17 protein-coding genes and 1 pseudogene are annotated in these 26,037 nt (G+C 70.4%); 8 read left to right on the top strand and 10 right to left on the bottom strand.

Annotated elements, in window-relative coordinates; genetic code table 11:
- Positions 1–331 precede the first annotated feature (331 nt).
- On the bottom strand, positions 332–1,096 hold the full coding sequence (locus tag ACFY9I_RS31370; RefSeq protein ID WP_391007691.1) for a hypothetical protein: 765 nt from the start codon (positions 1,094–1,096) through the stop codon (positions 332–334).
- 16 nt (positions 1,097–1,112) lie between these two features.
- On the bottom strand, positions 1,113–1,733 hold the full coding sequence (locus tag ACFY9I_RS31365) for a hypothetical protein (RefSeq protein WP_391007689.1): 621 nt from the start codon (positions 1,731–1,733) through the stop codon (positions 1,113–1,115).
- Between the two features lie 297 nt (positions 1,734–2,030).
- On the opposite strand from ACFY9I_RS31365, the gene ACFY9I_RS31360 reads away from it, so the two are divergent.
- The 3 genes from ACFY9I_RS31360 to ACFY9I_RS31350 all read left to right on the top strand — a co-directional run bounded on the left by ACFY9I_RS31360 (position 2,031) and on the right by ACFY9I_RS31350 (position 6,391).
- Positions 2,031–3,053, top strand: a complete 1,023-nt coding sequence (locus ACFY9I_RS31360; RefSeq protein WP_391007688.1) for an SCO0930 family lipoprotein — start codon at positions 2,031–2,033, stop codon at positions 3,051–3,053.
- Between the two features lie 384 nt (positions 3,054–3,437).
- Positions 3,438–4,250 (top strand): SAM-dependent methyltransferase, encoded by an 813-nt coding sequence (locus ACFY9I_RS31355; protein ID WP_391007686.1) that lies wholly within the window; start codon positions 3,438–3,440, stop codon positions 4,248–4,250.
- The gene (locus tag ACFY9I_RS31350; RefSeq protein ID WP_391007684.1) at positions 4,247–6,391 is read left to right on the top strand and encodes an EAL domain-containing protein; all 2,145 of its coding nucleotides are present in this window, start codon (positions 4,247–4,249) and stop codon (positions 6,389–6,391) included. The genes ACFY9I_RS31355 and ACFY9I_RS31350 overlap by 4 nt, the downstream gene beginning before the upstream one ends.
- A 241-nt stretch (positions 6,392–6,632) precedes the next feature.
- Here ACFY9I_RS31350 and ACFY9I_RS31345 read toward each other — a convergent pair whose 3' ends face one another.
- Positions 6,633–7,517 carry a LysR substrate-binding domain-containing protein gene (locus ACFY9I_RS31345; protein WP_391007682.1) on the bottom strand — a complete coding sequence of 295 codons (885 nt, stop codon included), beginning with the start codon at positions 7,515–7,517 and terminating at the stop codon, positions 6,633–6,635.
- A 156-nt stretch (positions 7,518–7,673) separates the two neighbouring features.
- Between ACFY9I_RS31345 and ACFY9I_RS31340 the strand changes: the two genes are divergently transcribed.
- The 3 genes and pseudogenes from ACFY9I_RS31340 (at position 7,674) to ACFY9I_RS31330 (ending at position 11,051) form a co-directional block, all read left to right on the top strand.
- Positions 7,674–8,345 (top strand): succinate dehydrogenase, encoded by a 672-nt coding sequence (locus ACFY9I_RS31340; protein WP_391007829.1) that lies wholly within the window; start codon positions 7,674–7,676, stop codon positions 8,343–8,345.
- Between the two features lie 2 nt (positions 8,346–8,347).
- Positions 8,348–10,305 (top strand): annotated as a pseudogene (locus ACFY9I_RS31335) (fumarate reductase/succinate dehydrogenase flavoprotein subunit).
- Positions 10,302–11,051, top strand: coding sequence for a succinate dehydrogenase/fumarate reductase iron-sulfur subunit (locus tag ACFY9I_RS31330; protein ID WP_391007680.1), 750 nt, complete (start codon positions 10,302–10,304; stop codon positions 11,049–11,051). Before ACFY9I_RS31335 ends, ACFY9I_RS31330 begins: the two are co-directional and overlap by 4 nt.
- A 124-nt stretch (positions 11,052–11,175) precedes the next feature.
- On the opposite strand, the gene ACFY9I_RS31325 is transcribed toward ACFY9I_RS31330, so the two are convergent.
- From ACFY9I_RS31325 to ACFY9I_RS31300, 6 genes are all read right to left on the bottom strand, one after another.
- Complete coding sequence (locus ACFY9I_RS31325) at positions 11,176–13,194, bottom strand: hypothetical protein (RefSeq protein WP_391007678.1); 2,019 nt, start codon at positions 13,192–13,194, stop codon at positions 11,176–11,178.
- 557 nt (positions 13,195–13,751) lie between these two features.
- Complete coding sequence (locus ACFY9I_RS31320) at positions 13,752–18,950, bottom strand: family 43 glycosylhydrolase (RefSeq protein WP_391007676.1); 5,199 nt, start codon at positions 18,948–18,950, stop codon at positions 13,752–13,754.
- Between the two features lie 305 nt (positions 18,951–19,255).
- Positions 19,256–20,218, bottom strand: a complete 963-nt coding sequence (locus tag ACFY9I_RS31315) for a GNAT family N-acetyltransferase (protein WP_391007674.1) — start codon at positions 20,216–20,218, stop codon at positions 19,256–19,258.
- 164 nt (positions 20,219–20,382) lie between these two features.
- Positions 20,383–21,105, bottom strand: a complete 723-nt coding sequence (locus ACFY9I_RS31310; RefSeq protein WP_391007672.1) for an FAD:protein FMN transferase — start codon at positions 21,103–21,105, stop codon at positions 20,383–20,385.
- A 5-nt stretch (positions 21,106–21,110) separates the two neighbouring features.
- Positions 21,111–21,950, bottom strand: coding sequence for an FMN-binding protein (locus tag ACFY9I_RS31305; RefSeq protein WP_391007670.1), 840 nt, complete (start codon positions 21,948–21,950; stop codon positions 21,111–21,113).
- Between the two features lie 27 nt (positions 21,951–21,977).
- Complete coding sequence (locus ACFY9I_RS31300) at positions 21,978–23,321, bottom strand: ferric reductase-like transmembrane domain-containing protein (RefSeq protein WP_391007668.1); 1,344 nt, start codon at positions 23,319–23,321, stop codon at positions 21,978–21,980.
- Between the two features lie 149 nt (positions 23,322–23,470).
- Here ACFY9I_RS31300 and ACFY9I_RS31295 point away from each other — a divergent pair, with 149 nt between their 5' ends.
- Together ACFY9I_RS31295 and ACFY9I_RS31290 are read left to right on the top strand one after the other, a co-directional pair.
- Positions 23,471–24,160 carry a response regulator gene (locus ACFY9I_RS31295; protein WP_391007666.1) on the top strand — a complete coding sequence of 230 codons (690 nt, stop codon included), beginning with the start codon at positions 23,471–23,473 and terminating at the stop codon, positions 24,158–24,160.
- Entirely contained in the window at positions 24,157–25,644 is a 1,488-nt protein-coding gene (locus ACFY9I_RS31290) for an ATP-binding protein (protein ID WP_391007664.1), read from the top strand. The genes ACFY9I_RS31295 and ACFY9I_RS31290 overlap by 4 nt, the downstream gene beginning before the upstream one ends.
- 112 nt (positions 25,645–25,756) lie before the next feature.
- Here the strand turns inward: ACFY9I_RS31290 and ACFY9I_RS31285 are convergent, their stop codons facing one another.
- Positions 25,757–26,026 (bottom strand): AbfB domain-containing protein, encoded by a 270-nt coding sequence (locus tag ACFY9I_RS31285; RefSeq protein WP_391007662.1) that lies wholly within the window; start codon positions 26,024–26,026, stop codon positions 25,757–25,759.
- Positions 26,027–26,037: the final 11 nt, after the last annotated feature.

The following is a 26,037-nucleotide window of genomic DNA, read 5'->3' as shown; positions in this document are numbered from 1 at the left end:
AGCCCGCCCCCTTCGGAGCACGGATCGCACGCACGGTGCACGGACCCCTCGGACGGATCGTCCGGAGCACGGATCGTCCGGAGCACGGATCGTCCGGAGCACGGATCGTCCGGCGCACAGCCCTTGGCCCCGGACCCGCTCGGGTACCGGGGCGAAGGGCTGTGGCGTGCGAACCGACGGTCAGGAAGGGGAAGGTGCGCCCGATGGCGCGAACGCAGTCCCGTGAAGCGGGCAGGCGTACTCCGCCCAGGGGACCGGCACGCGAACGGCCGGGGGCGGGCCGGCGTGGCGCACGTCCCCCGGCCGCGTGACCGGGCTTTCGAGGGCGCAGTCACCCGCCCGCGTTCGGGAAGAGGGTGAGGAACGGCTCCGCCGTGGCCGAGAGTCCCCGGCTGTAGGGCGCGTCGAAGTCCCAGACGAGGAAGAGCAGGAAGGCGATGAGGGCGGAGAACAACCCGGCGAGGATCAGCTCGCGGGCCGTACGCCGGATCTGCAGGGCGAACACCATGCCGACCGTCACCACGGCCCCGGTGATCAGACCGAACCACACGACGCCGGGCATGGTCTCGCCGGTGGAGTCGGCGCGGGCGTTGCGCGCCGCGTCGGCTGTGGCCATCTGGTCGAGCAGCGGCTGGTAGGCCTGTGCCTCGAAGTCATCGGCAGGCTCGTAGTCGGTGACGTCCGCGCGGACGGTGTCGAGCAGGTCGGTGCCACGCTCGGTCACCTCGCCCTTCTCCGACATGACCTTCCATTCGGTGGACACGACATGGCCGACGTAGGCGTCGATGTCCTCCCGGATGCGGCCGCGCACGTCCTCGGGGTACACCCGCACCCGTTCGCTGATCTCGTGCAGGGCCTGCGCCTCCGCCTGCACCTGGTCCTGGGCGGCGCTGCGGGCCTCCCACACACCGGCGATGGCCAGGCCCAGGACGATGGCGTACACCACGCCGATCATCATGGTGATGTACTCGATGACGTCCGGGGTCTCGGACGGGTCCTCGTCCGCGGGTGCCGCGTGATGCCGAACCACGGCCACGATGAGGACGACCAGACAGGCCGCCCCCATCGCGAGGGTCAGAACAAGCCATTCCGACAAGAGGTTCCTCCAGGGGTCAGCGCGGACGCAGGGCCGCGGCGGCGAACACCGCGGGCACGGTGACGAGCAGGGCGAGCGAGACGAGGGACGGGCCGGAGCGCTTGGTCTGCGAGCGGGCCGGGGCCCGGTACGGCGGGTAGCTCACCGGGGTCGGCGAGACCTCGGGGCGCGCGCTCGGCCTGGGCGTCGGTTTCGGTTTCGGTGGGGGAGGCGCGGGCGGGGCGGGCAGGGGAGCCTTGACGACCGGCGGAGGGGGCGGAGGCGGCGGCGCGGGCCTCGGGGGCGGGCTGGGTGTCGGTTTCGGAGGCGGTGTGGGGGTGGGGTCCGGGGTGGGCGCGGGGGGTTCCGGCCGTGGTGGAGGAGTCGGGGTGGGCGTCGGATCCGGTGGGCACCACGGGGGTGGCGAGGGGGTGGGCGTGGGGGACGGCGACGGTGTGGTCGCCGGAACCGGCTCGCAGGAGTCGGTGCCCCCGATCGCCACGGCGACCGTCCCGCCGCTGTCCGGGCCGACGGAGGCGTACGCGCAGGCGTCGGCGACCGCCGTGCCGCTCGGTGCTCCGGCGAGGAGCCAGGTGAGTGCGAGCAGGGCCGACAGCCGCAGGGCGAGAGCGGATCGGGTCCGCTGGGGTCCTTGCACGTCGGAGATCATCCGTGCTCGCGCGCCCGCGTACGGGGGAGCGCGGACGGATTGCTTCAAACGAGCGAAAAACCGGCCCCGAAGGTTTGACCGGGCTGCCGGACGCTGACCCCTGTTCGACACCCGCGCACTCGACACCTGCGCAGGGGGCGGCGAGTGCCGTGCCGCCGACCGCGGCACGGACTTCCGAAAGAAATTCCCGCCACGTTGAACACTTCGGCCACTCCCGCCCGTACCTAGGGCCAGCAAGCGGCGCAGTAGGGCGCTGCAACACCCACCGGAACACGGGGAGTTGGAATGAAGACCTCCTGGCGGAGCGCCTCACTCGTAGCCTCAGCTGCGGCTGTGCTGGCGCTGACGACGGCGTGCGGTCAGGAACAGGGGTCCACGTCCTCGCAGAACGTGGGCGCCGCTTCCACCCCGACGCTGGGCACCGGAACCATCGCCGGCACCGGTGCGGGCACGGCCGGTGCGGGCACGGCCGGCGCCGGTACGGCCGGCGCGGCGGGCTCGGGCACGTCGGACCAGGCCCAGTCCACCACGGCGGCCTCCGCGGGCCAGCTGACGGTGTGGAACAGCGACGAGTACGGCGAGGTCCTCACGGACAGCGCCGGTCGCACCCTGTACCGCTTTGACAAGGACTCCTTCGAGCCGCCGAAGACGACCTGTGAGGGCGAGTGCGCCACCACCTGGCCGCCGGTGCCCGCCGCGGGCGCCACCGCCGCCCAGGGTGTCGACAAGGCGCTGCTCGGCGAGGTGTCCCGCCCCGACGGCACCAAGCAGCTCACGGTCGGCGGCTGGCCCATGTACTACTTCGCCAAGGACACCAAGGCCGGTGACATCAAGGGCCAGGGCCTCAAGGGCACCTGGTTCGCCTCGGCCCCCAACGGCAAGAAGGCCTCCACCAAGGGTGGCGGCGGCGCGGGTGACACGGGCGACGCCGGGGGCGGGGCGGTCGAGAAGGCCGGCCTGACCACCCGCAACGACGCCAAGCTCGGCGAGATCGTCGTCGACAAGAACGGCATGACGGTCTACCGGTTCATGAAGGACACCCAGTGGCCGATGTCGACCAAGTGCACCGGTGCCTGTCTCGACAAGTGGCCCGTCGTCGGCCCCGTGGACAAGAACGACACCGAGGGCATCCTGCTGAAGGGTTACACGGTCTTCGACCGGCCCGACGGTATCAAGCAGCAGACCATCAACTGCATCCCGCTCTACACCTTCGCCAACGACAAGGCCCCCGGCGACACCAACGGCCAGGGTGTCGGCGGTACCTGGTTCGCCATCAACGGCGACGGGGAGCCGATCGACGCGCCGTAGTAAGGATCACCTTCCCCAGGGTGCATCACCTCGCCATTCGGAAAACCGCACGCGGAAGGGAGTGGACGAGAGAGAAGTGCCGGACGCACCACACCGGCAAGGCCGATCCGGGTCCGCCCCCTCCACACCGCACGGAGGGGGCGGACCGCTTGGCATGCCCGGACACCGGCGCACGCGTCTACCGCGCCTTGGTGTTGACGGAGTCTCCGTAATTGTCCACAGTCGAACGCGCATGATCGGCACGGTGGTTGGGCATGTGCCATCGGCAGCGGCATTGAACGGACGGTCAATTTCCGTTTTCGCTCGCTCCGTCGGCGGACGATCAGTAGCCTCAGCTCGAACACCGGATCGCCTACGCCACCACCGACGCGTTGGAGAACACAGATGGAGCGTCCCGCCTGGGCTCCTCGGAGCATCGACATCTCGATGCCGTCCGTGGCCCGCATGTACGACTACTACCTGGGCGGTTCGCACAACTTCGAGGTCGACCGGGAGGCGGCCCGCCGGGCCATGGAGTTCGTTCCCGGACTGCCCAAGATCATGCAGGCGAACCGTGCCTTCATGCGCCGCGCCGTGCGGTACGCGGCGAACGAAGGCATCACCCAGTACCTGGACATCGGGTCCGGGATCCCCACCTTCGGAAACGTGCACGAGATCGCCCAGGAGGCCAGGCCCGGCGCACGGGTCGTCTACGTCGACCACGACCCCGTCGCCGTAGCACACAGCCAGGCCGTTCTGGAGGGCCACGACGACGCGGACGTGGTCGCGGCCGACCTCCGCAAGCCCCGGGAGATCCTCGAGAGCCCCCAGGTCGAGCGATTGATCGACCTGAACCGGCCGGTGGCGCTGCTTCTGGTTGCCATACTGCACTTCGTGGAGGACACGGACGACCCGTACGGAGCGGTGGCCGAGCTGCGCGACGCGCTCGCGCCCGGCAGCGTGCTCGTCGTCTCGCACGCCTGCGTGGAGGGAATTCCACTCCCCCAGGAGCGGGCAGAGGGCGCGATGGACGTGTACAAGGGCATCCGTAATCCGCTGATCATGCGCTCGCGCGACGAGGTCGCGCGGTTCTTCGAGGGGTACGACATGGTGGAACCCGGAGTGGTGCCGATGGCGAAATGGCGGCCCGACACGGCTCCCGAGGACGAGGATCCGTACGCCTTCGCCCAGTTCGCCGGCGTGGGGACCAAGGCGTGAGGGCGGAGCCGGACGGGCCGGAGGACAGACTCCGCCGGTTCGCGACGATCTGGAGCCGCGCGGTCTTCCCCGCCACCTCCACGTCGCTGACCCGGCTCGAGTTCGAGGAACGACTACTGCCGCTGGCCCGCAGGCTCAGTGAGGCGCTGCGGGCGAGGACGCATCACGCCGAGGAGGGCCGGGCGGTCGGCGCCGCCCTCGTCGAGGCGCACTGCACCGAACCCGAGGCGCTCAGCCGGACCCTGGACTGCGTCGACGCCTACCTGGTGCTCTACTGCGGCGGCGACGGACCCCAGGAGGACCTGCGGGCCCGCGCCGCGCGACTGCAGTCCGCGATGGCCGCCGGCTACGCCGAGGCGCTGCGGCAGCGGACGCTGACCGAGCAGGAGGCGATCGCCCGCGCGGCGCTGGAGGCCCAGGGGGCCGTCGCCCGGGCCCTGCACGCGACCGAGGCCCGCTTCCGCGCGGTGTTCGAGGGCGCCGCCATAGGCATCGGCATCGCCGACCTCGAAGGGAACATCCTCCAGGTCAACGGCGCACTGCTGCGTATGTTCGGCGTCACCGAGCAGACGATGCGCGGGCGTGGTGTCACCGAGTGGAAGCACCCCGACGACGCGCCCCAGGTGTGGCGCCTGTACGACGAACTGGTCCGCGGCGAGCGCGAGCACTACCACACCGAAAAGGCGTTCTCCCGCCCTGACGGAACGGTCCTGTGGACCAATCTGACGGTCTCCCTGCTGCGTGACGCGGACGGCAGGCCCCAGTACCAACTGGCGCTGATGGAGGACACCACCGAGCGCCGGCTGCTCAACCTCCGCCTCCGTTACGAGGCCACCCATGACGCGCTCACCGGACTGCCCAACCGCACGCTGTTCTTCGAGCGCCTGGAGAAGGCCCTCGCGGCGGGCGACGGCCAGCGCTTCGGCCTGTGCTACCTCGACCTCGACGGCTTCAAGACCATCAACGACAGCCTCGGGCACGCGGCCGGCGACAGGCTGCTGGTCGAGGTCGCCGACCGGCTGCAGTCCTGCGCCACCGCGCCCGGCGAGATGGTCGCCCGCCTCGGCGGCGACGAGTTCGTGGCCCTGACCACCGGCACCGACACCGAGCGCGAGGTCGACGAACTCGCCGACCGCATCATGAACGCGCTGGTCACCCCCGTCCGTATCGACGGCCGGGAACTGCTCGTACGCGGCAGCATCGGCATCGTCGAGGGCCCGGCCGGTGAGCGTGGCCCGGCGGAGGTGCTGCGCAGTGCCGACATCACGATGTACCGGGCCAAGTCGGCGGGCGGCAACCGCTACGAGATGGCCGACGCCGAGGCCGACGCCCGGGCCATCACCCGGCACGGACTCACCACCGCGCTGCCCGCGGCCCTCGACCGGGGCGAGTTCTTCATCGAGTACCAGCCACTGGTCCACCTCGGCGACGGCACGGTGCGCGGTGCCGAGGCCCTGGTCCGCTGGCTTCATCCGCAACACGGCGTCCTCGGCCCCGACCGCTTCATCCCGCTCGCCGAGCACACCGGGCTGATCGTGCCGCTCGGCCGCTGGGTCCTGGAGCAGTCGGTGCGCCAGGCCCGTGAGTGGCAGGAACGGCAGGGCGGTACGGGAGCCACCGGCCCGCTGCGCGTCAACGTCAATCTGTCGCCGTGCCAGTTGACCCACCCCGGACTGGTCCAGGACACGGTCGACATCCTGGAGCGCGCGGGCCTCGAACCCGAAGCGCTCTGTCTGGAGGTCACCGAGTCCGCGCTGATCGGCGCCGACGACGACCTGCTCAAACCGTTGCGCAGACTTTCCGAGATGGGCGTCGACATCGCCCTCGACGACTTCGGCACCGGCTACTCCAACCTCGCCAATCTGCGCCGACTGCCGGTTCGCGTCCTGAAGTTGGACCGGTCCTTCACCCAGAGCATGCAGCAGTTCCCGGCCGACCCCGTCGATCTGAAGATCGTCGAGGGCATCGTCTCCCTCGCCCACAGCCTCGACCTCGCGGTCACGGTCGAGGGCGTGGAGACCGGAGCCCAGGCCGAACAACTGCGCACACTCGGCTGCGACACGGCCCAGGGCTGGTACTACGCCCGCCCGGGCCCACCCGAGCGACTGCACGAACTGGCTCTGGTGGACGCGACGGGATAGGGCGCCTTTCCAGCCCCCGAGTCGTGCAGCGCGCCCCGTCAGGGGCGGGGGAAGGGCGCGATCGGCCGCGACGGGCCGCCGGTCTTTCGGTGGCGCGGGGGAGCGGCGCGATCGCCCACGGCGAGGCGGCGGTCGTTCGGGGGCGCGGGGAACTGCGCGATCAGCCACGATGCACCCGCAGACCCGAGCGGCGCTCCCTACCGATGGCGAGTCCGGGCGCCGCCCGACACCCCACCCCACCTCACCGCTCCACCAACATCCGCTGCAACTCCCTCGCGGCCCGCGGCGGAGCCACATCGCTGCGATGGGCCAGGGCGATGGTGCGGTGCAGTCCGGGCCGGGCCAGCGGGGTCACCCGCAGGCCCCGCCCGGAGCGGGTGGCGACCATACGCGGGACCACGGCCACGCCCAGCCCGGCCCGGACGAAGCCCAGCACGGCGTCCATCTCCCCGCCCTCCACCGCGAAATCCGGCTCGAACCCCGCGGAGCGGCACGCGGCGACGGTCAGTTCCCGCAGGTCGTAGCCGTGCCGGAACATCACGAGGCGCTCGCCCTCCAGATCGGGGACACGGACCGTCCGGCGGCCGTCGCCGGGCGCGGGGGCGTCCGGGGAGGAGACCACCACCAGGTCTTCGCGCAGCAGTTCCACCGTGGTGAGCGCGGGGGAGGGCGTGGGGAGCGGAAGGACGACCAGGGCCAGGTCGAGGGCGCCGCGCGCGAGCTGACGTACGAGGTCGTGCGAGCCGCCCTCCTCGATCAGCAGCCGGATGCCCGGATAGCGGTCGTGGAAGGTGCGCAGCACGTCGGGGAGCAGGCCGGTGCACACGCTCGGGGTCGCGCCGAGCCGGACCCGGCCCCTGCGTAGCTGCACCAGCTCCTGTACCTCGTGCCGGGCGGTGTCCGTGTCCGCGAGGATGCGGCGGGCGAGCGGCAGCAGTGCCTCGCCGGCGTCGGTCAGGGTGATGTTGCCCCGAGCCCGCTGGAAGAGGTCCGCCCCCAACTCCCGTTCCAGCGCCTTGATCTGCTGCGACAGCGACGGCTGCGCCACGTGCACCAGCTCGGCCGCCCGGGTGAAGTGCCTGGTCTCGGCCACGGCCACGAAGTACTGGAGCTGCTGGAACTGCATCCCTCCACGATACGGGACGATAGTTTCAGGCTATCGATTCGAGCTGTTTCATGTCTTGGACCGATGAGGGGATGCGGTTCTAGCGTCATGGGCATGGCTCTGGCAACGCGGACGGAACGGTCGGACCGGGCGGAACGGTCGGCACGAAAACCGTCCATGGCGCGCTCGGTGTGGGACAGCTCCCTCGGCAAGAAGACGGTGATGGCCGTCAGCGGACTGATCATGCTGGCGTACCTGGTCGTCCACATGCTGGGCAACCTCAAGATCTTCTTCGGTTCCGACGAGTTCAACGGCTACGCGCACTGGCTGCGCACCCTCGGCGAGCCCTTCCTGCACCACGAGTGGGCCCTGTGGATCGTCCGTGTGGCGCTCGTCGCCGCGGTCGTCGCCCACGCCACGGCCGCCTACCAGCTCAGCCGCCGCGACATCAAGGCCCGGCCGACCCGGTACGCGCACCAGAGACGCCGGGCGAGCTACGCGACCCGCACCATGCGGTGGGGCGGCGTCATCCTCGGCCTGTTCATCGTCTGGCACATCCTCGACCTGACCACGGGCACGGTCCACCCGGGCGGCTTCGAGGCCGGCCACCCGTACCAGAACGTGATCGACACCTTCTCCACCTGGTACGGCAATGTCATCTACATCGTCGCGATGCTCGCCCTCGGCCTGCACATCCGGCACGGCTTCTGGAGCGCCGCGCAGACCCTCGGCGCCGGCAGCCGCACCCGCGACCGTGCCCTGAAGACCACCGCGAACGTCCTCGCGCTGGTGCTGACCCTGGGCTTCGTCTCCGTACCCGTCGCCGTCATGACCGGAGTGGTGAGCTGACCATGACTACGTCCTCAGAGTACGCGGACTACACGACCGGAGAACCGGTCGTCGACGGCAAGGCGCCCGAGGGCCCGATCAGCGAGCGCTGGGACAAGCGCCGCTTCGAGGCCAAGCTCGTCAACCCCGCCAACCGTCGCAAGCACACCGTCATCGTCGTCGGCACGGGCCTCGCCGGAGGTGCGGCGGGCGCCACGCTCGCCGAACAGGGCTACCACGTCGTCCAGTTCTGCTACCAGGACTCGCCGCGCCGCGCCCACTCCATCGCCGCGCAGGGCGGTATCAACGCCGCGAAGAACTACCGCAACGACGGCGACTCGGTCCACCGGTTGTTCTACGACACCGTCAAGGGCGGCGACTTCCGGGCCCGCGAGTCCAATGTCCACCGACTCGCCCAGATCTCCGTCGAGATCATCGACCAGTGCGTGGCGCAGGGCGTGCCCTTCGCACGGGAGTACGGCGGACTGCTCGACACCCGCTCCTTCGGCGGCGTCCAGGTGTCCCGGACCTTCTACGCCCGTGGACAGACGGGCCAGCAACTGCTGCTGGGTGCCTACCAGGCCCTCAGCAGGCAGATCGCGGCGGGCAGGGTGGAGATGCACCCGCGCACGGAGATGCTCGACCTCATCGTGATCGACGGGCGGGCACGCGGGATCGTGGCCCGGAACCTCATCACCGGAAAGATCGACACCTATTTCGCGGACGCCGTGGTGCTGGCGAGCGGCGGCTACGGCAACGTCTTCTACCTGTCGACGAACGCCATGAACTCCAACGCCACCGCGGTCTGGCGGGCCCACCGGCGGGGCGCCCTGTTCGCCAACCCCTGCTTCACCCAGATCCACCCGACGTGCATCCCGCGCACCGGCGACCACCAGTCGAAGCTGACGCTGATGAGCGAGTCGCTGCGCAACGACGGACGGATCTGGGTGCCGAGGGCCAAGGGCGACCAGCGGCCCGCGCACCAGATCCCCGAGGACGAGCGCGACTACTACCTGGAGCGGATCTACCCCTCGTTCGGCAACCTCGTGCCCCGTGACATCGCCTCCCGCGCCGCGAAGAACGTCTGCGACGAGGGGCGTGGCGTCGGCCCCGGCGGGCAGGGCGTCTACCTGGACTTCGCCGACGCGATCGAGCGAATGGGGCGCGGAGCCGTCGAGGCCAAGTACGGCAACCTCTTCGACATGTACCAGCGGATCACCGACGAGGATCCGTACAAGGTGCCGATGCGGATCTATCCGGCCGTGCACTACACGATGGGCGGCCTGTGGGTGGACTACGACCTCCAGACCACCGTCCCCGGCCTGTTCGCGATCGGCGAGGCCAACTTCTCCGACCACGGGGCCAACCGCTCGGCGCGTCCGCGCTGATGCAGGGCCTCGCCGACGGCTACTTCGTGCTGCCGGCGACGATCAACGACTATCTCGCCCGGCACCCCGAGCAGGGGGAGATCGGCCGCGAACACCCCGTCGTGCAGGAGGTGCTGGCCGAGACCGAGGACCGCCTGAACCTGCTGCTCTCCGTCGACGGCGACCGCACACCCGACTCCTTCCACCGCGAAGTGGGCGAGCTGATGTGGGAGTTCTGCGGAATGGCCCGCACCGACAGCGGGCTGCGGAAGGCCCTGGAACGGATTCCGCAGATCCGGGAGGAGTTCTGGCGGCGGATCAAGGTCCCCGGGACGGGCGAGGAGTTCAACCAGTCCCTGGAGAAGGCCAACCGGATCGTCGACTACCTCGAACTCGCCGAACTGATGTGCCTCGACGCGCTGCACCGGAGCGAGTCCTGCGGCGGTCACTTCCGTGAGGAGTCCCAGACGGCCGACGGCGAGGCGGAGCGCCGGGACGAGGACTTCTCGTACGCCGCCGCCTGGGAGTTCACGGGCACCGGTACGGCCCCCGTGCTGCACAAGGAAGACCTGGTCTTCGAGTACGTCCACCCCACTCAGCGGAGCTACGCATGAAGCTCACCCTGCGCGTATGGCGGCAGCGCGCCGCCGACGCCGACGGCGCCATGTCCACGTACGAGGTGGACGACATCTCGCCCGACATGTCCTTCCTGGAAATGCTCGACACCCTCAACGAGGAACTCATCCTGCGGGGTGAGGACCCGGTGGCCTTCGACCACGACTGCCGTGAGGGAATCTGCGGGGCGTGTTCCCTGGTCATCAACGGGGACGCGCACGGGCCGGAGCGGACGACCACCTGTCAGCTGCACATGCGGTCCTTCTCGGACGGCGACACGATCGATGTGGAGCCGTGGCGGGCGTCGGCGTTCCCGGTGATCAAGGACCTGGTGGTGGACCGCTCGGCGTTCGACCGGATCATCCAGGCCGGGGGATACATCACCGCGCCGACCGGTGCCGCGCCGGAGGCGCACGCCACGGCCGTGCCGAAGCCGGACGCGGACTTCGCGTTCGAGCACGCGGAGTGCATCGGGTGCGGGGCGTGTGTGGCCGCGTGCCCGAACGGGGCCGCGATGCTGTTCACGTCGGCCAAGGTGAACCACCTCAACGTGCTGCCGCAGGGGGCGCCCGAGCGGGAGACGCGGGTGCTGGACATGGTGGCGCAGATGGACGAGGAGGGGTTCGGGGGGTGCACGCTCGCGGGGGAGTGCGCCACGGCTTGTCCCAAGGGGATCCCGCTGGTGTCCATCACCGGGATGAACAAGGAGTGGCTGCGGGCCACGCGTAGGGCCGGGAAGCGGTAGCGCCCCGTCGGCAGGCTGTCGACGGGTGGCTCCATGAGACGTTCGCCGATACGTGCGGACGGGCGGGGCCGGGTGTGGTGCTCAACCCCGGCCCCGCCAAGGTTCCGTGGGTGGCCGAAGCCCGTCAGGACGGGATGTCCAGAGCCTCGTCGATCAGGGCTCGGAGTTTCTCGTCGTCGAGGACCGCCCGGTAGTCGGCACGCGGCGACAGGCGGTGGTCCTGGTCCCGGAGGATGCGCAGGGCCGCTCGGGTGGCGGGGGTGAGCGTGCGGAGGCGGATGAGTGTGCGCAGCGCGTCCTGGAAGGTGCCGTACCACTCGCCACCGGCCGTGAGCGCCAGGATCTCCTCCTCCAGGAACGGCAGGGAGGGCGCGGGGTCGCCGGTGATCGACGCCAGGGCGATCGCCGCCCCTGTCCTGGTCCAGCTCTCGTCCGCGGTCAGGGCGTAGCGCACCCGGTCGGTGTACGGCGCGGCCTCGGCGCCGAAGTCGGCGAGACGGTCGACCGAGCCGGTGAACGGCTTCTCCCCTTCGGCCGACAGAGTTCCGCCGACGGCCCGCAGCGCCTCCGCCGGATCGGCGCCCCCGATGCGCCAGATGGCCCACAGCAGCATCGGGTGATTGGCCGGAGGTTCGAGGGACATGCGCTCGCGCAGGGCGGGTACGGCGGAGGCGGCGGCCGGGCCCAGGGCCACCAGGGTTTCGGTGGCGCTGTACCAGTGGAAGCGGTCGTTCACATAGCCCGTGATCTCCGGCAGGGCGGGCAGCGCGTCCGTCTCCCAGGCCTTGAGGGTCGCCAGGAAGTCGGCCGTGAGGACACCGTGTGCGTCGGGGTCGGCCAGGCTGCGGCGGAGTTCCTCGCGTATCGACGGCAGGAGGGTGTCCGCGTGGGCGCGGAGCGGGGCCAGGACGTCCACGGGTTCGGGGCGGCGGGGTTCGCCCGTGCAGTAGCTGCGGCCGTACTGCTCGCGGAACGGTGCGCAGAGCCGGTCGACCAGGCCGGGCAGTGCCCGTGGATCGTCCATCCGGGTCAGTGCCCAGCAGGCGTGTTCGCTGACGGCGCCTTCCAGGAACTCCACCTCGGCCGAGTCGTCGAGCAGAGCGGCCAGTCGATCGGCGTACGCCGTGGCCCGGGGGCCCAGCATGCCGAGGAGGTGGGCCGCCCTGACGCGTACGGAGACGTCCGGATGGTCGAGCGCACCGCCCGCGAGCGGCAGTACCGCGGACTCCGCGGACCGGCAGGAGACCAGCAGCAGGAGGCAGCGGTCCAGCACGGCCCGCAGCAGATCGGCGTCCTCGGCGGGACTCGCCTCCGCCGACAGCCGGGTCAGGAAGAGCCGCTGCTGGGCGGGTTTGTCGTCGAACAGCACGGCCGCCCCGTACGCGACGCTCTCGCGGTCGCTGGGGTACTCGTAGCCCCGTTCGTACCAGACGGTTCCCCAGCGTGAGCGCGCGGCGGGGTCGGTGAGCGCCTCCAGCAGCAGTTCCAGCTCGCGGACCGGCACCTCGGGGTCCAGGTCCGCGTAGGCCACGACGGCCGCGGCCCGCAGCACGGGGTCGGGGTCCCGCAGTGACGTGTCCAGGACGGCTCGGGTCTCGTCGACCATCGGGGTCTCGGCCTCGGGGGCCGCCACGAGCCGGCCCAGTGCGAACAGCACCGGCACCCGGACCGAGAGGTCCCGCTCGGTACGCCACCGCTCCAGGAGCCCACGGGGGCCGTCCGCCAGCGGAATGGCCCCCCGGCGTACCGCGGGCTGGGGGTCGGCGAGCAGGGAGCGCACCGCGGGGTAAGCGTGTCGCCAGGCCTCGGACCAGCCCGGGTCGACCGACCCGGCCGGAGCACTCCCCCGCACCTCGGACAGGGACGCCAGCAGTTCCACGAGGGACGCACGGGCGCCCGTAAGGGGATCGCAGGCGAGAGCGACGAGGAACGGCAGGGCGGCCGTGGCGACGGAGGAGATGCCATCCCCGGGCCCTCCCAGGGCGTCGAAGAGCTTCCAGCAGTCGTCCTCGGTGGACTCCGGCCCCTTGTGGAACAGCCGGCGCAGCACCCGGCGCACTTCCTCGGGCGGCGCAGTCGGATCGATCGACTCCAGCCGGTCCCACGGCACCCCGTCCAGTGCCCGCGCCGACAGCTCCGCCACTCCTACGCCCCCTGTTCTGCGGCCACTTCGCCAGTGAGACGGTTTTCCGGACTGGAAGGTTGCCTCGGGTCAGTGGGCCGGTCGGCGGCGGACCGCACGTCCCAGGTCCGCACCTGACGCCGCCGAGCCGGCCTGTGACCAGGAGATGCCATGACCGCCTCCACCCCCGACAGCCCTCCCCGGCCGACGGCCCCCGCCCGCTCTATGCATCGGCCCACCGGCCACCTCTACGGACGGGTCCTGGCCGGAGCCGCGCAGACGGCCGTGATCGACGCGGCGCCCATGGCCGAGCACGTGCCGGGCACGCGTGGCGGCCATCGTCGAGCACGTGCCGGGCACGCGTGGCGGCCATCGTCGAGCACACGCCCTGGCACACGCCACGGCACGCGCGGCGGTTGCCGGGGCGGGGGCCGACCTGCGCGACGGAACACCGTCCGGGGGCCGAGCTCGAGATCCGTCCCGGCCCGCGCACGGCCATGCGCCCACACCACACGAACCGAGCCGCGCCCGGAGCGTATCCGGACGCGGCTCGGTCTAGGTGTCGCTATGACTCGGGGTCACTTGCGGCCGATCGTGATCCCCTTCGTCTTCGCGGCCGACTTGTTCTCGTAGACGACCGTGCCCGAGGACTCCTTCCAGACCTTGATCTTGAAGGTGTCCGGGCCGTCCGTGGCGGTGATCCGGAAGGCGTAGCCGGTCTTGCCGTTGACCGTGCCGGAGCCCTGGTAGACCGCCTTCGAACCGGTGACGACCAGCCAGTCGGAACCGGTGGAGCGGAACTTCAGCTTGGCCTTGGCGAAGTCGAGCGCGGCCTTGCCGGACGGCTTGGTGGCGTTCTTGCCGTACTTGGCGGTGAAGGAGAAGCCCGTCGTGCCGGTCAGCTTCGGTCCCGCCGGGAAGGACTTGGCCGGTGAGGTGAAGCTGCCCTTGCCGGTCGCGCCGCCGGCGGCCCGGTCGTAGACGATCAGCTCGGGGAGCGTGCTGCTCGCCGAGGCGCGGTCGTCGTCGGTGACGGTGATCACCGGGCGGAAGATGCCGGCCTTGCGGTAGGTGTGCGCGGCCTTGCACGCACCCGCGCTGACCTTGCCGGTCGTCGGCTTGGTGCCGTCCTTCCAGTCGACCTTGCAGGTGTGGGTGTCACGGGCGCCCGGGTCGGTGACCTTCGCCGAGACCGAGGTGCTCTTGCCCGCCGCCACCGGGGACTTGGGGCCGGTCGCGGAGGTGATCTTCGGGGCCGCGTTGGTGACGGTCACGGTCGCCGTGTCGCTGCTGCGGCCGCCGGTCAGGGTGAGCGTGTACGTGCCGTTGTCGGCGCAGGTGACCGTGGTCTTCGCGGACTTGGCGTTGGCGAACACGCAGGGCACGTTGTTGCCGATCGTCCACTGGGCGGTGCCCGCGCCGGAGACCGTGCCGTTCAGCTGGATCTTGGAGCCTTCCTTGCCGGAGGCGTCCACGCCGGCCCGGGCGATGGAGACCGGGGCGATGCTCTCGAGGGTCGGGACGACCTTCTTGATCAGGCCGTCGGTGTCGAACTCCAGCTTGTCGATGGTGGTTTCGCGGTGGGTGCCGTCTCCGGCGGGGATGGCGAAGCGGTGGTAGGCGATGTACCAGTCGTCGCTGTTCGGGACGTGGACCACGGAGTGGTGGCCGGGGCCCTTGATGCCGAGCGAGAGGTCCTTCTCCAGGATCACGCCCTGCTTGGTCCAGGGGCCGGTGGGCGAGGAGCCGGTGGCGTAGGCGACCCGGTAGTTCTCGTCACGTGTGTCGTTCTCCGACCACATGAAGTAGTAGGTGCCCTTGCGCTTGATGACGAAGGTGCCCTCGTTGTAGCCGCTCGGCGTGATGTCGGTGATCTTCGAGGCGTCGAAGGAGACCATGTCGTCGTTGAGCGGGACCACGTAGGCGCGGCCGTTGCCCCAGTAGAGGTAGGACGTGCCGTCGTCGTCGGTGAAGACCGCCGGGTCGATCATCTGGCCGGTGTGGGCGCCGCGGGCGATGAGCGGCTTGCCCAGGGGGTCCTTGAACGGGCCGGTGGGCGAGTCGGAGACCGCGACGCCGATGTTCGTGTCGGCGGAGTAGTAGAAGTAGTACTTCCCGTTCTTCTCGCCCATCGTCGGAGCCCAGGCCCGGGCGTCGGCCCAGCTGACATCGGGACCGAGGTCCAGAATGACGCCGTGGTCGGTCCAGTTGACCAGGTCCTTGGAGGAGTACGCCTTGAACTGCGTACCGCTCCAGCCCTCGAAGCCGTCGGTGGTCGGGTAGATGTAGAAGGTGTCGCCGAAGCGGACGATGTTCGGGTCGGCGTTGAGACCGGGCAGGACCGGGCTCTTCATGACCACTGCCGACACGGTCCAGGTGCGCTTCTTCCCGTCCGAGCCCGTGACCTCGTACGTCACCGGCTCGCTGAAGTCGCGCAGGGTGCCGGAGGCGGGGCTGATGGTCGCGCCGTGGGCCAGGGTGAACTCCGGTGCCAGGGCCTTGACATCACTGCCTGCGGTCAGCGGCAGGACGACCTTGCTGTCCTTGTCGTTGACGACCGCGTCGACCTTGAGCGCCGGGTGGGTCACCGCGGCGATCCCGGTGGTGTTGCCGCCCAGCTCCAGGACCTCGGCGGGCGTCAGGGCCCGGTTGTAGATCCGGAAGTCGTCGACCTCGCCGCCGAAGTACGGGTCCGGGGAGTACAGGGACTTGCCGATGTAGCCGGAGTGGTCCTTGGCGGAGTCGTACAGGTCGGACGGCTTGATGGTGACGCCGTTCACGCGGGCCGTCTCGGCGCCGTCCACGTAGAGGACCGCCGTCTCGGTCGCGCCGTTCAGCGTGACGGTGAGGTGCTTCCACTCGCCCGCGGTGAGCTGGGAGCCGCCGATCATCTGCTTCTCACCGGACCAGGTGGCCTTGGTGATCGCGGAGAAGAGCTTGCCGGCGCCGTTGGACGGGGTGGCGAACAGGTACTTGTTGTTGTCCGGACCGAGCCCGAACAGCCACTGGAAGTTCTCGCCGCCCTTCCACTTGACGTACGTGGAGACGGTGACGCTGCTGGTGTCCTTCAGGACGCCGTTCGGGATCTTGACGTACGGCGAGCTGGAGCCGCTGTTGCCGCCGGACATCTTGAAGGAGCCGCCGTCGACGCCGGTTCCGAAGTCGGGCGTACGGACGTAGGTGCCGTGGTAGCCGTGGCCGCTGGAGTCGCGGGCGATGCTGCCGCCGGTCTCGTCGAAGTCGTAGCGCAGAAGCAGGTCCGCGGGGACGTCCGGACCCTCGGCGGAGACCGTGACCTCCGCGGTGACCTCGATCGACGAGTCGCCGGCGATGTCACCCTTCACGGTGAAGGTGCCGGCCTGCGCGTACTGCGCGGCGTCCACGTCCTCCCAGGTGACCGCGACGGGCCGCTTCACACCGTCGCCGGATTCGGCGATGACGGTGGCCGGCAGGACCGGGGCCTCACCGATGCGCGTCTCGACCTTCACGTCCTCGACGTCGGTGATGATCTGGTCGGGCTCGTAGGTCTGCAGCAGCCGGTCGTACTCGGCCTGGGTGACCGGCAGCACCGTGCCGTGCCGGGGCTTGGACGGCAGGTCGTAGCCGGTGGACGGGGTCCACACGCCGGAGGCCAGGTCCGTCGTCTCGAAGGGGATGTAGCCGCGCCCGCCGAACTCGTCCAGGAACGCGTACCACTTCTCCTCGGTGTTCGACTTGAACACCAGCGGGCCCTCGGCGGCGCTCATCTCGCCCTTGCCGATGCCCTCGGCGACCGGGGTCCAGGAGAGGTTCCGCAGCGTGTCGCTCTTCTCCTCGAAGATGAACTTGCTGTTGGGCGTGGAGGAGGTGTTGTTCCGCTCGTCCTTGGAGAGGCGGAAGTACTCGCCGTCGTGCCGGATGACCGTGGAGTCGATGACCGAGTAGCCGCGGTCGATCCAGACCTTGGGCTCGCTGAAGGTGTAGAAGTCACGGGTCGTCGCGTACATCATGCGGTTGTACGTGTCGCCGGTGTGGGCCTCGTTGTCGTACAGCTTCGACGCCCAGAAGACCACGTACTCGCCGAGCTCCTCGTCGTAGTACGCCTCCGGGGCCCAGGTGTTGCCGGCCGAGTCGGGGGAGACCTTCACCAGGCGCTGGTTCGTCCAGTTCACCAGGTCGGTGGACTCCCAGACCATGATGGACTTGCTGCCCTGGCGCTGCGAGCGGTCCCAGTCGCCGTTGCCGAAGATTTTCAGGTCGGTGGCGATCTGGTAGAACTTGTCGCCCTCGGGGGAGCGGATGATGAACGGGTCGCGCAGGCCCTTCTCACCGAGCGTGGAGGTCAGGACGGGCTTGCCGTCGTTCAACTCCCGCCACTTCAGCGGGTCGTTGCCCTTGCTGAGGGCCGCGTAGAGCTGCTCGCCGTCCGAGGTGCCCTCGCCGGTGAAGTAGCTGAACATGTAGCCCTTGAGGGCTTCCTTCTTCGGCAGCTCCGGCACCTTCGCGGTGAAGGCGCGGGTCTTCTTCGCCTCGCCCTTGGTGACGGTCGCGGTCAGCTCGACGGTGGTGGAGCCGTCGCCGTGCGCGGGACGCTTCACCACGCCGTCGGCGGAGACGACGTCCGAGTTCGCGGAGGACCAGGAGACCTTCGTGGCCAGGTCACCGGAGGTCGGGAGGGTCAGGTTCCCCCGTACGTCGTCGAGGTTGTGCACGGTCAGCGCCTCGGCGGCCTGGTCGACGGCGGTCGTGTCGTCGAAGGCGGGCAGGACCGTGACCTCGAAGGTCTTGGTGGCGCTCACGGAACCCTTCTTCAGGGTCGCCGTCAGCGTGGCGTGGCCGTCGGGCTGACCGGCGGCAGGGCGGGTCACCGCGCCGGAGTCCGAGACCACGTCGGTGTTGTCGCTGGACCAGGTGATGGTCGAGCCGCCGGCCGTGCCGGTCTTCGGCAGGTCCAGATCGGCGGTCACCGCGCTGGTGTCGCCCAGGGTGAGGGCCGCCTTGTCGGCGGCGAGGCCCTCTTCGGCGACGGGGAGCGAAAGCTGCTCGACCTCGGCGCCGGCCAGGGCACGGTTGTAGACCCGGAAGTCACGGATCTTGCCCTTGAAGAGCTTGTCGCTGGTGTAGACCGACTTGCCTATGTAGTTGGCGGTCGTGGTGCCCGAGCCGATCGACCCGGGCGTGGTGGTGACCGACGTGTTGCGGCCGACCTCCACACCGTCCTCGTAGAGCACACCGGTGGTGCCGGTCTGGGTGTACGTGAGCTGCTTCCATACCGAGCGGGTCAGGTTGTGCGAGTCGCCGGGCCGGGTGTTCTGCTCGGTCGACCAGTTGCCGGACGCGATGGACGTGCGCAGCGAGTTGCCGGTGGCGAAGAGGTAGCCGTTGCCCGCGCCGTTGCTGGTGTTGCCGAAGCCGTAGATGAAGTACGGACCGACCTGCGACTCGTCCATCAGCACGTCCATGGAGACGCTGATGGAGTCCATACCCTTCATGACGTCGTTCGGCACCTTGATGTAGGTGTCCGAGCCGTTGAACGACAGGCCCTGGCCGTTGCCCGTCCAGCCGGCGGTGCCGTTCACGGTGCCGTTCCGGCCGTTGCCGGAGGCGTCGGTCACGGTGGTCCCGGAGGCGGCGTCGAGCTTGTACCAGAGGGCGAGGCCGTCGGTGATGTCCGCGCTGTCCGCGACTGCGGGGGCGACCGGTCCGGCGAGGCCCAGAAGCAGTGACGCGGCGGTCAGCCCGGCGAGCCGGCCTGCCCGGCGTCTCGCGCGGTCGCGTGGACCTGCGATGTACGTCATGTGGAGTTTCCCTGCTGAGAGCACGGCTGATGAAGGTGCGGAACCAGAAAAAGGGTGCGGGCCGAGGGCGAGGGCCCGTCCCTGGGCTGCCCGCCGTTTCGGCTGTGTGTCATCGTGTTGCGAGAGTGTCAATCGAGGCGTGGTGGGGCGTCAAGGGGTTTCGAACGATGTCCGACTGGTCGAACAACCGTGACCGCCGCCCGCCAGGAAGTGGACCGCGCAGCCGTGGTTGACGTCGTGCCGTCCTGCCGATTCGACGCTTTGTCGACAGAGTTACCGCAGGTGACCGCAGCGGTCACCGCCGCTCACGTCACGGGACGCATGAGCTCCCAGGTGTCGACAGCGAAGTCCAGCGTCATACCGTGCCGCTCGTACAGGGCGAGGGCGCCGGTGCTGTTGTCGGTGTCCACGCCGAGGCCGACGCGGTCGCGGCCCAGCGACGCGTAGTGCCCGAAGGCGTGGCGCAGCAGCAGGCTCCCGAGGCCCCTGCCCCGGGCCTCGGGCAGGACGCCGATGCCGGCGATCCATGCCATGGCGGTGCGGTCGTTGCGCGAGCGCAGGGCCGCCGCGTCACCGAGCCCGTCCACGTGCGCGATCCAGATCGTCGACCAGTCGACGTTCTCGGCGTCGATGTCGTCCAGCCACTGCTCGTACGTACGCGGCTGGAAGTCGAAGTGGTGGGCGAAGGCCGCCTGCAGCAGGGCGTGGGCCTGCCTGCGGTCCGGCTCGGCCGTACAGGAGCGAAGGGTGACGCCCGGCGGGGGCGTCGGCAGCGGCTCGGCGGCGTCGAGGGGGCGGTCCATGACGTGGTAGCGCCGCACGGCGCGCCAGCCGCGGTCCCGCAGCGCGTCGAGATCCGTCGTCGGCGCGATGTTGAGGTGCATGTGCACCACGGCCCGGTCCGCTCCGTTGGCGGCCGCGCGCTCCGTGGCCCGGGCCTCCATCAGGTCGAACAGGTGCAATGCGCCGAGGGGCTGATCCGGCAGCGTGTAGTGGTCCATGTCGATGCGCTCGCCGCCGGACTCGTCCCACAGCAGCCCGTACGCCACGAGCCGGTCCCCGTCGAACAGCAGCCAGGAGTCCCGCTCCAGATCCGCCTCGGGATGCTTCAGATCGGCCTGCACCTCGGCCAGTTCGGTCTCGGCCCGGCCGATCTCCAGCAGATCGACCTCGTTGAGCAGCGCGCACACCGCCTCCGCGTCATCGAGCGTCGCCGCCCGCACGGTCAGACCCGGCGGCAGGGGGGTGGGGGTGTACGTCGTCGTCATGGGGCCACTGTCCGGCGACGAGGCCCCGGCCGCAACGGAATTTGGGGGGCGGGGAGGAGGCGGGCGAGCACGCGCCCCGTCAGGGGCGCGGGGAACTGCGCGAGTGACCACGATTCGCCCGCAGCCGCCGAATTACCTGTACTCCCGAGCCGGGAGGCGCCCCGTCACGCCGCCACCGGCAGCCCCGGTGTCCGAAAGACCCTCTGCTCCGCGTCGACGGCGAAGACCTCGCACCCCTCCCGGGACGCGGCCCACTCGATGCCCTCCGCTCCCATCGCGAACGCGGCGGTCGCCGTGGCGTCGGCCTCCGTCAGGGACCGCGCCACCACCGTGAGGCTCAGCAGCCCCGTCGCCGGCCGGCCCGTGCGGCCGTCGAGAATGTGGTCACCGCGCTCGTACCGCGCGGACGTGGCGACCGCGCCGTCCGTGACCTCCAGGACCGTACAGAGCCGGTCGGCCCGCTCCGGGTGGCGTACACCGACCCGCCACGGTCCACCCGTCGCGGCCACGTCACCCCCCGCGTTCAGGCACAACCGCCGCGCACCCCGCCCGGTCAGCAGATCCGCGGCCCGCTGCACGGCCCACCCCTTCACCATGGCGCAGGGGTCCAGCCCACGCCCCGGAAGCCGTACGTCGAACGCGCCACCGGTCGCCACCCGGTACTCCTCGCAGAGGTCGAGCACCTCGGCCAGGTCCGGGCTCAGCTCGTGCGGTGCGAGCTCCCCCCGGTCCAGCCGGCACACCTCGCTGTCGGCACGGAACGGACTGAACCGCGCGTCGACCTCGCGCAGCCAGTCGAACGCCGGCTCCGCGGCCTCGGCGGTGGTGCCCTCGTCCTCGATCAGCAGGGAGATCGGGAAACCCATGATGTGTTCGACGCGGCGCACTGCGATCAGCCCTTCGCGTCGAGGGCGGTTTGGAGGGCGGTTTGGAGGGACACCTGGTAGCCGCCGCTGGTGATCGTCGCGCCGGAGAACGTGTCGTTGTCGGCGCCCTGCGTCGGCGACGTCTCCCTGATGAGGACGGGCATCGCGGCCTCGGTCCGCGGATGGTTCGGCTGCTCCAACATCTCCACGGTGGTGAGCTTCTCGCCCTTGAAGGTCACTTGGACCTGGACGTCCCCCTTGGAAGTACCGACGGTCGACCCCACGACGGTCACGCTCGCGCTCGCCTTGGACACAGAGGACTCGGCAGCGGAGGACCCGGACGAGCCCGACGCAGAGGAGTGGGCCGCGGAGGAGCCCGACGCAGAGGAGTCGGCCGCGGAGGAGTCCGACGCAGAGGAGTCGGCCGCGGAGGAGCCCGACACGGAGCCCGAGTCCGACGAGGACGCCGACTTCTCGCTCTCGTCGATCGTGGCCTGCAACGACTCCCGGTAGGCCGTACTCGTGATGGTCGCGCCGGAGACCGTGTCGATGTCGGCGCTCTGCGCCTTCAGCGTCTCCTCGATCAGCACCGGGACGGCCGCCTCGGTCTGCGGATGGTTCGGCTGCTGGAGCATCTTGACGGCGGTGATCTGCTCGCCCCGGAAGGTCGCCTGGACCTGGACGGGACCCTTCTCCGTGTCGAGGGTCGGGCCCGTGACCACGGTGGAGCCCGCCGAGACGGACGCGGAGGCCGACGGGGCCGGCCCGGCGGTCACCGTGGTCGTCGTCCCGGTCCAGGGGGCGTAACGCCAGACGGGCACCAGCGCGGCGGCGCTGAGGACCAGGGCGGGTATGGCTCGTTTCACAGTGCTTTCCTCGTGTCCCGGTGTCCCTCAGCCGGCCAGGCTGAAGCGTTCGAAGTGGGTCTGCGGCTTGGGCACGCCCAGCTCGCGCAGGCTCCCCAGGACCGCGTTCATCATCGGCGGCGGCCCGCACAGGAACACGTCCCGGTCGGCGATGTCCGGCACCATCCGCAGCAGCTCGCGCGGCGCCAGCAGGTCGGGGCTGACGGGACCGGACACCAGGTGCAGTTCGGCGCCCTTGTCGAAGGCGAGCTGCTGCAGCTCGGTGTAGAGGACTGCGTCCTGGTTCGTGGCCACCCGGTAGATGACCACGGCGTGCCCCTGGATCTCCTCCAGAAGGGCGCGGATCGGGGTGACACCGACGCCGCCGGCGATGAGTACGGACTCGGGCCGGGTGCGGTGCATCGCGGTGAAGGCGCCGTACGGGCCCTCGGCGAACACCCGGGTGCCGACCTTGACGTGCCGCAGGGCGGCGGAGCCCTCGCCGGCCGCCTTCGCGGTCAGCCGCAGTTGCCTGCCGTCGGGTGCGGCCGACAGCGAGAACGGGTTGGCCTGCCACCAGCGGTCACGGGTCAGGAAACGCCACAGGAAGAACTGGCCGGCCCGTGCCGGCATCCGGTCCAGGTCACGGCCGGTCATGTAGATCGAGACCACGTTGTCGGCCTCGGGGACGACGGCCGTGACCCGCAGCTGGTGGCGCCAGTTGCGCCACAGCGGCAGCACCAGACGGCCCACGAACACCGAGGCCAGGGCGAAGCCCCACAGCGCGTACCAGTACGCCGTCGCGGTCTCCGACGAGGCGAACGACGTGCCCGCCGCGACCTGGTGGGTGAACGCCAGCACCACCGCGACGTACGTGTACAGGTGGATGAAGTGCCAGGTCTCGTACGCGAGCCTGCGACGGGCGAAGCGGGCCGAGACCACACCGATCACGACGATGATCCCCAGCGCGACGATCGCGCGCAGCACGCCCTCGACGGTCTCCGCGAGGTCGACCACCTGGCTGAGCGGGGCCAGGTCCGAGGACTGGGCGTAGCCGAAGGTGATGAGGACCCCGTGGGCGACCAGCAGCCACAGCACCGAGAAGCCGGTCCAGCGGTGCCACGAGGTCAGCCGGTCCATGCCGATACGCCGGTCGAACCACGGCAGCCGGGCGACCAGAAGCAACTGGAAGGCCATGAGGAGCGCGCCGTACAGGCCGGTCAGCCGTCCGAGCACCATGAGGGCGTTCGATGCGAAGCCCGCCTGGACGAAGAAGAAGGTCACCAGGGCGACGTTCGCCGCCAGCACCGCGTACAGGCTGGTGCGGGCGACCACTTTGGGACGCGCTCCCGAGCGGCTCACCGCCGTGGGCGGTTGTTGGACAGTGGTCACGTCGGACAGCTCCTTGATCAGGTGGGGATACGAGCTTGTCCGGCGACCGCTGTCGTTTCGCTGTCGGGCAACTTTCAAGTATTTATCGATCGGCTGCCGAGTCCCCGAGCGGCTATGGCGCCGAGCGATCGGTGGCGCAGTATGAGCACGTGGAAAAAGTACGATTGCTCGTCGTGGACGACGATCCGCCCATCGCGGACCTGGTGGCGACCGTCGCCCGGTACGAGGGCTGGGAGGCGGTCACCGCACACTCCGGCGAGGAGGCGCTGCGACAGGCCGCCGAGTTCCATCCCGACATCGTGGTCCTGGACCTCATGCTGCCCGGCGTCGACGGCTTCGGCGTGCTCGACCGGCTGCGCCGCTCCGGCACGATGGTGCCCGTGGTCTTCCTGACCGCCCGCGACGGAGTGGCCGACCGGGTCGCCGGCCTCACCCGGGGCGGCGACGACTACCTGGTCAAGCCGTTCGCCGTGGAAGAGCTGATGGCCCGGCTGCGTACCGTGCTGCGCCGCAGCGCCGGGCCGTCCTTCCAGCGGTCCGTGCTCCAGGTCGCGGACCTGTCGATGGACGAGGACACCCGCGAGGTCCGCCGGGGCGACAAACTGCTCACCCTCACCCCCACCGAGTACGAGGTCCTGCGCTATCTGATGCGCAAGTCCCCGACCGTCCTCACCAAGGCGCAGATCCTCGACCACGTCTGGGAGTACGGCTTCGGCGGCCGCTCCAACGTGGTCGAACTGGTCGTCAGCCGGCTGCGCCGCAAGCTCGACGACACCGGCGAGCCCCTCATCCACACCGTGCGCGGATTCGGCTACGCGCTCCGGCAGGCAACCGAGTGATCGCCCGGCTCAACCGCAGTTACCGCGGCATGCGCCTCGGCACCCGGCTGGCCCTCGGCCTCGGCGCCCTGGCGCTCGTCGTGTTCGCCGTCGTCGGCAGCGCGCTGACCATGTACATGCGCGACTATCTGTCGGCTCAGCTCAACGAGCAACTGAGGATCGCCCAGGTCGCCCAGTCCAAGAGCATCGCCGACTACGGCACGCTCAAGGGCAAGAAGTACTACCGCTGGTACTACGCGGTGTACGACATGGCGAGCGGCTCACCGGTGCTCCGCAAGCCCGAGGACCCCGCCGACGTGCCCAAGGACATCGACGACTTCACGCTCGTGGCCAAGGCGCAGGCGGGCCGGAAGGCGGAGCTCGTGCGCACCGAGCAGTTGAAGGGCGCGGGCCAGTACCGACTGCGGGCGTGCGAGGTCGAGCCCGGCGTGGTGCTCGTCAGCGCCGCGCCGATGGACGACATCGAGGACACCGTGGGCCGGCTGATCACGGTGCAGGTCGTCACCTTCCTGCTCGCCCTCACGGCGCTCGTGGTCTTCGGCCGGGCCATGCTGCGGCGCGGCCTGAAACCGCTGAGCGACATGGCGCACACCGCCCGCGGCATCACCTCGCACGATCTGACGGACTCGGCACGGCTGCCGGTACGCCACGACAACCGCGACGGCGGCCCCGAGGTCGAGGAACTGCGCACCGCCTTCAACACGATGCTGGAGCACATCGACGACGCGCTCGCCGTCCGCACCGAGGCCGAGCAGCGGCTGCGCCGCTTCGTCGCCGACGCCTCCCACGAGCTGCGCACCCCCCTGATGTCCGTACGCGGCTACGCCGACCTCTTCCAGTACGCCGCGGCGCACAGCCCCGAGGAACGCGACAAGCACCTGGCCCGGCTGCGCGCCGAGGCGGCCCGTATGGGCACCCTGCTGGACGACCTGTTGATGCTGGCCCGGCTCGACGCCGCCGACGTGGAGACACCGCTGCGGCGGGAGGAGACCGACCTGGTGGAGCTCGTCCACCAGGCGGCGGACGGCTTCCGGGCCCGCCGCCCCGACCATCCGCTGACCGTGGCGACCGGCACCGACCGCGTACGGCTGGCCCTCGACCCGCTGCGCGTCCGCCAGGTCCTCGACAACCTCCTCACCAACGCGGCCGTGCACACCCCGCCCGGCACGAAGGTCTGCCTTGAGGTGGCCGTCGAGGCCGACACGGCCGAGGTACGCGTCACCGACTCGGGGCCCGGAATCCCGGCGGACGACCAGGAACGCGTCTTCGACCGCTTCTACCGCGTCGACAAGGCCCGCAGCCGCGACCGCGGCGGCAGCGGCCTGGGCCTGGCGGTCGCCCACTCCCTGGTCCGCGCCCACGGCGGCACCATCGACCTGACCAGCGCGCCGGGGGCGACTACCTTCACGGTGCGGTTTCCGCTGGGTGGGGTGGCAAGAGCGGGGCTGAGAGGCGTCGGGGCAGTGGACCAGGTGCTCTCCTGACACCGGACCGGCCACACGGTCGACGGCCGCGGGCCCGTGTCATCCGACACGGGCCCGCGGCGCGGCGGTTGTGGCTGAGCTGAGGTCTGCCGCAAGGGGGAGTGGAGTGTGCTCAGGCCCAGGGGCCGACCGCCGTGAAGGAACTGTCGGCGCGGAAGGTGGCGTTGTCCGGGAAGGGGTCGATGCGCAGTTCGTAGTCGTAGTGGCGGAGGTAGCGGCCGGGGGAGTTGACCGACCGGAGCGAGCGGGTGGTGTTCACCGGCAGGGCGGTGCCGCCGGTGACCGGGTCGATGCTGCTCAGAGTGGGGACGACCTTCTTGATCGGGCCGTCGGCGTCGAACTGAGGCTTGGAGCGGGTCCTGGGCGGCGGACGGCCCCGCACCCCCCGGAGGG

It is taken from the genome of Streptomyces sp. NPDC012510 (assembly GCF_042955065.1).
Classification (GTDB): Bacteria; Actinomycetota; Actinomycetes; order Streptomycetales; family Streptomycetaceae; genus Streptomyces.
The sequence above is the reverse complement of the archived record's forward strand: the minus strand, read 5'-3'. Positions and strand labels throughout refer to the sequence as shown.

Coding starts and splice junctions, on each gene's coding strand:
- ACFY9I_RS31360 (WP_391007688.1), top strand. CDS start 2,031: ATGAAGACCTCCTGGCGGAGCGCCTCACTCGTAGCCTCAGCTGCGGCT.
- ACFY9I_RS31355 (WP_391007686.1), top strand. CDS start 3,438: ATGGAGCGTCCCGCCTGGGCTCCTCGGAGCATCGACATCTCGATGCCG.
- ACFY9I_RS31345 (WP_391007682.1), bottom strand. CDS start 7,517: ATGCAGTTCCAGCAGCTCCAGTACTTCGTGGCCGTGGCCGAGACCAGG.
- ACFY9I_RS31340 (WP_391007829.1), top strand. CDS start 7,674: ATGGCGCGCTCGGTGTGGGACAGCTCCCTCGGCAAGAAGACGGTGATG.
- ACFY9I_RS31330 (WP_391007680.1), top strand. CDS start 10,302: ATGAAGCTCACCCTGCGCGTATGGCGGCAGCGCGCCGCCGACGCCGAC.
- ACFY9I_RS31320 (WP_391007676.1), bottom strand. CDS start 18,950: ATGACGTACATCGCAGGTCCACGCGACCGCGCGAGACGCCGGGCAGGC.
- ACFY9I_RS31315 (WP_391007674.1), bottom strand. CDS start 20,218: ATGACGACGACGTACACCCCCACCCCCCTGCCGCCGGGTCTGACCGTG.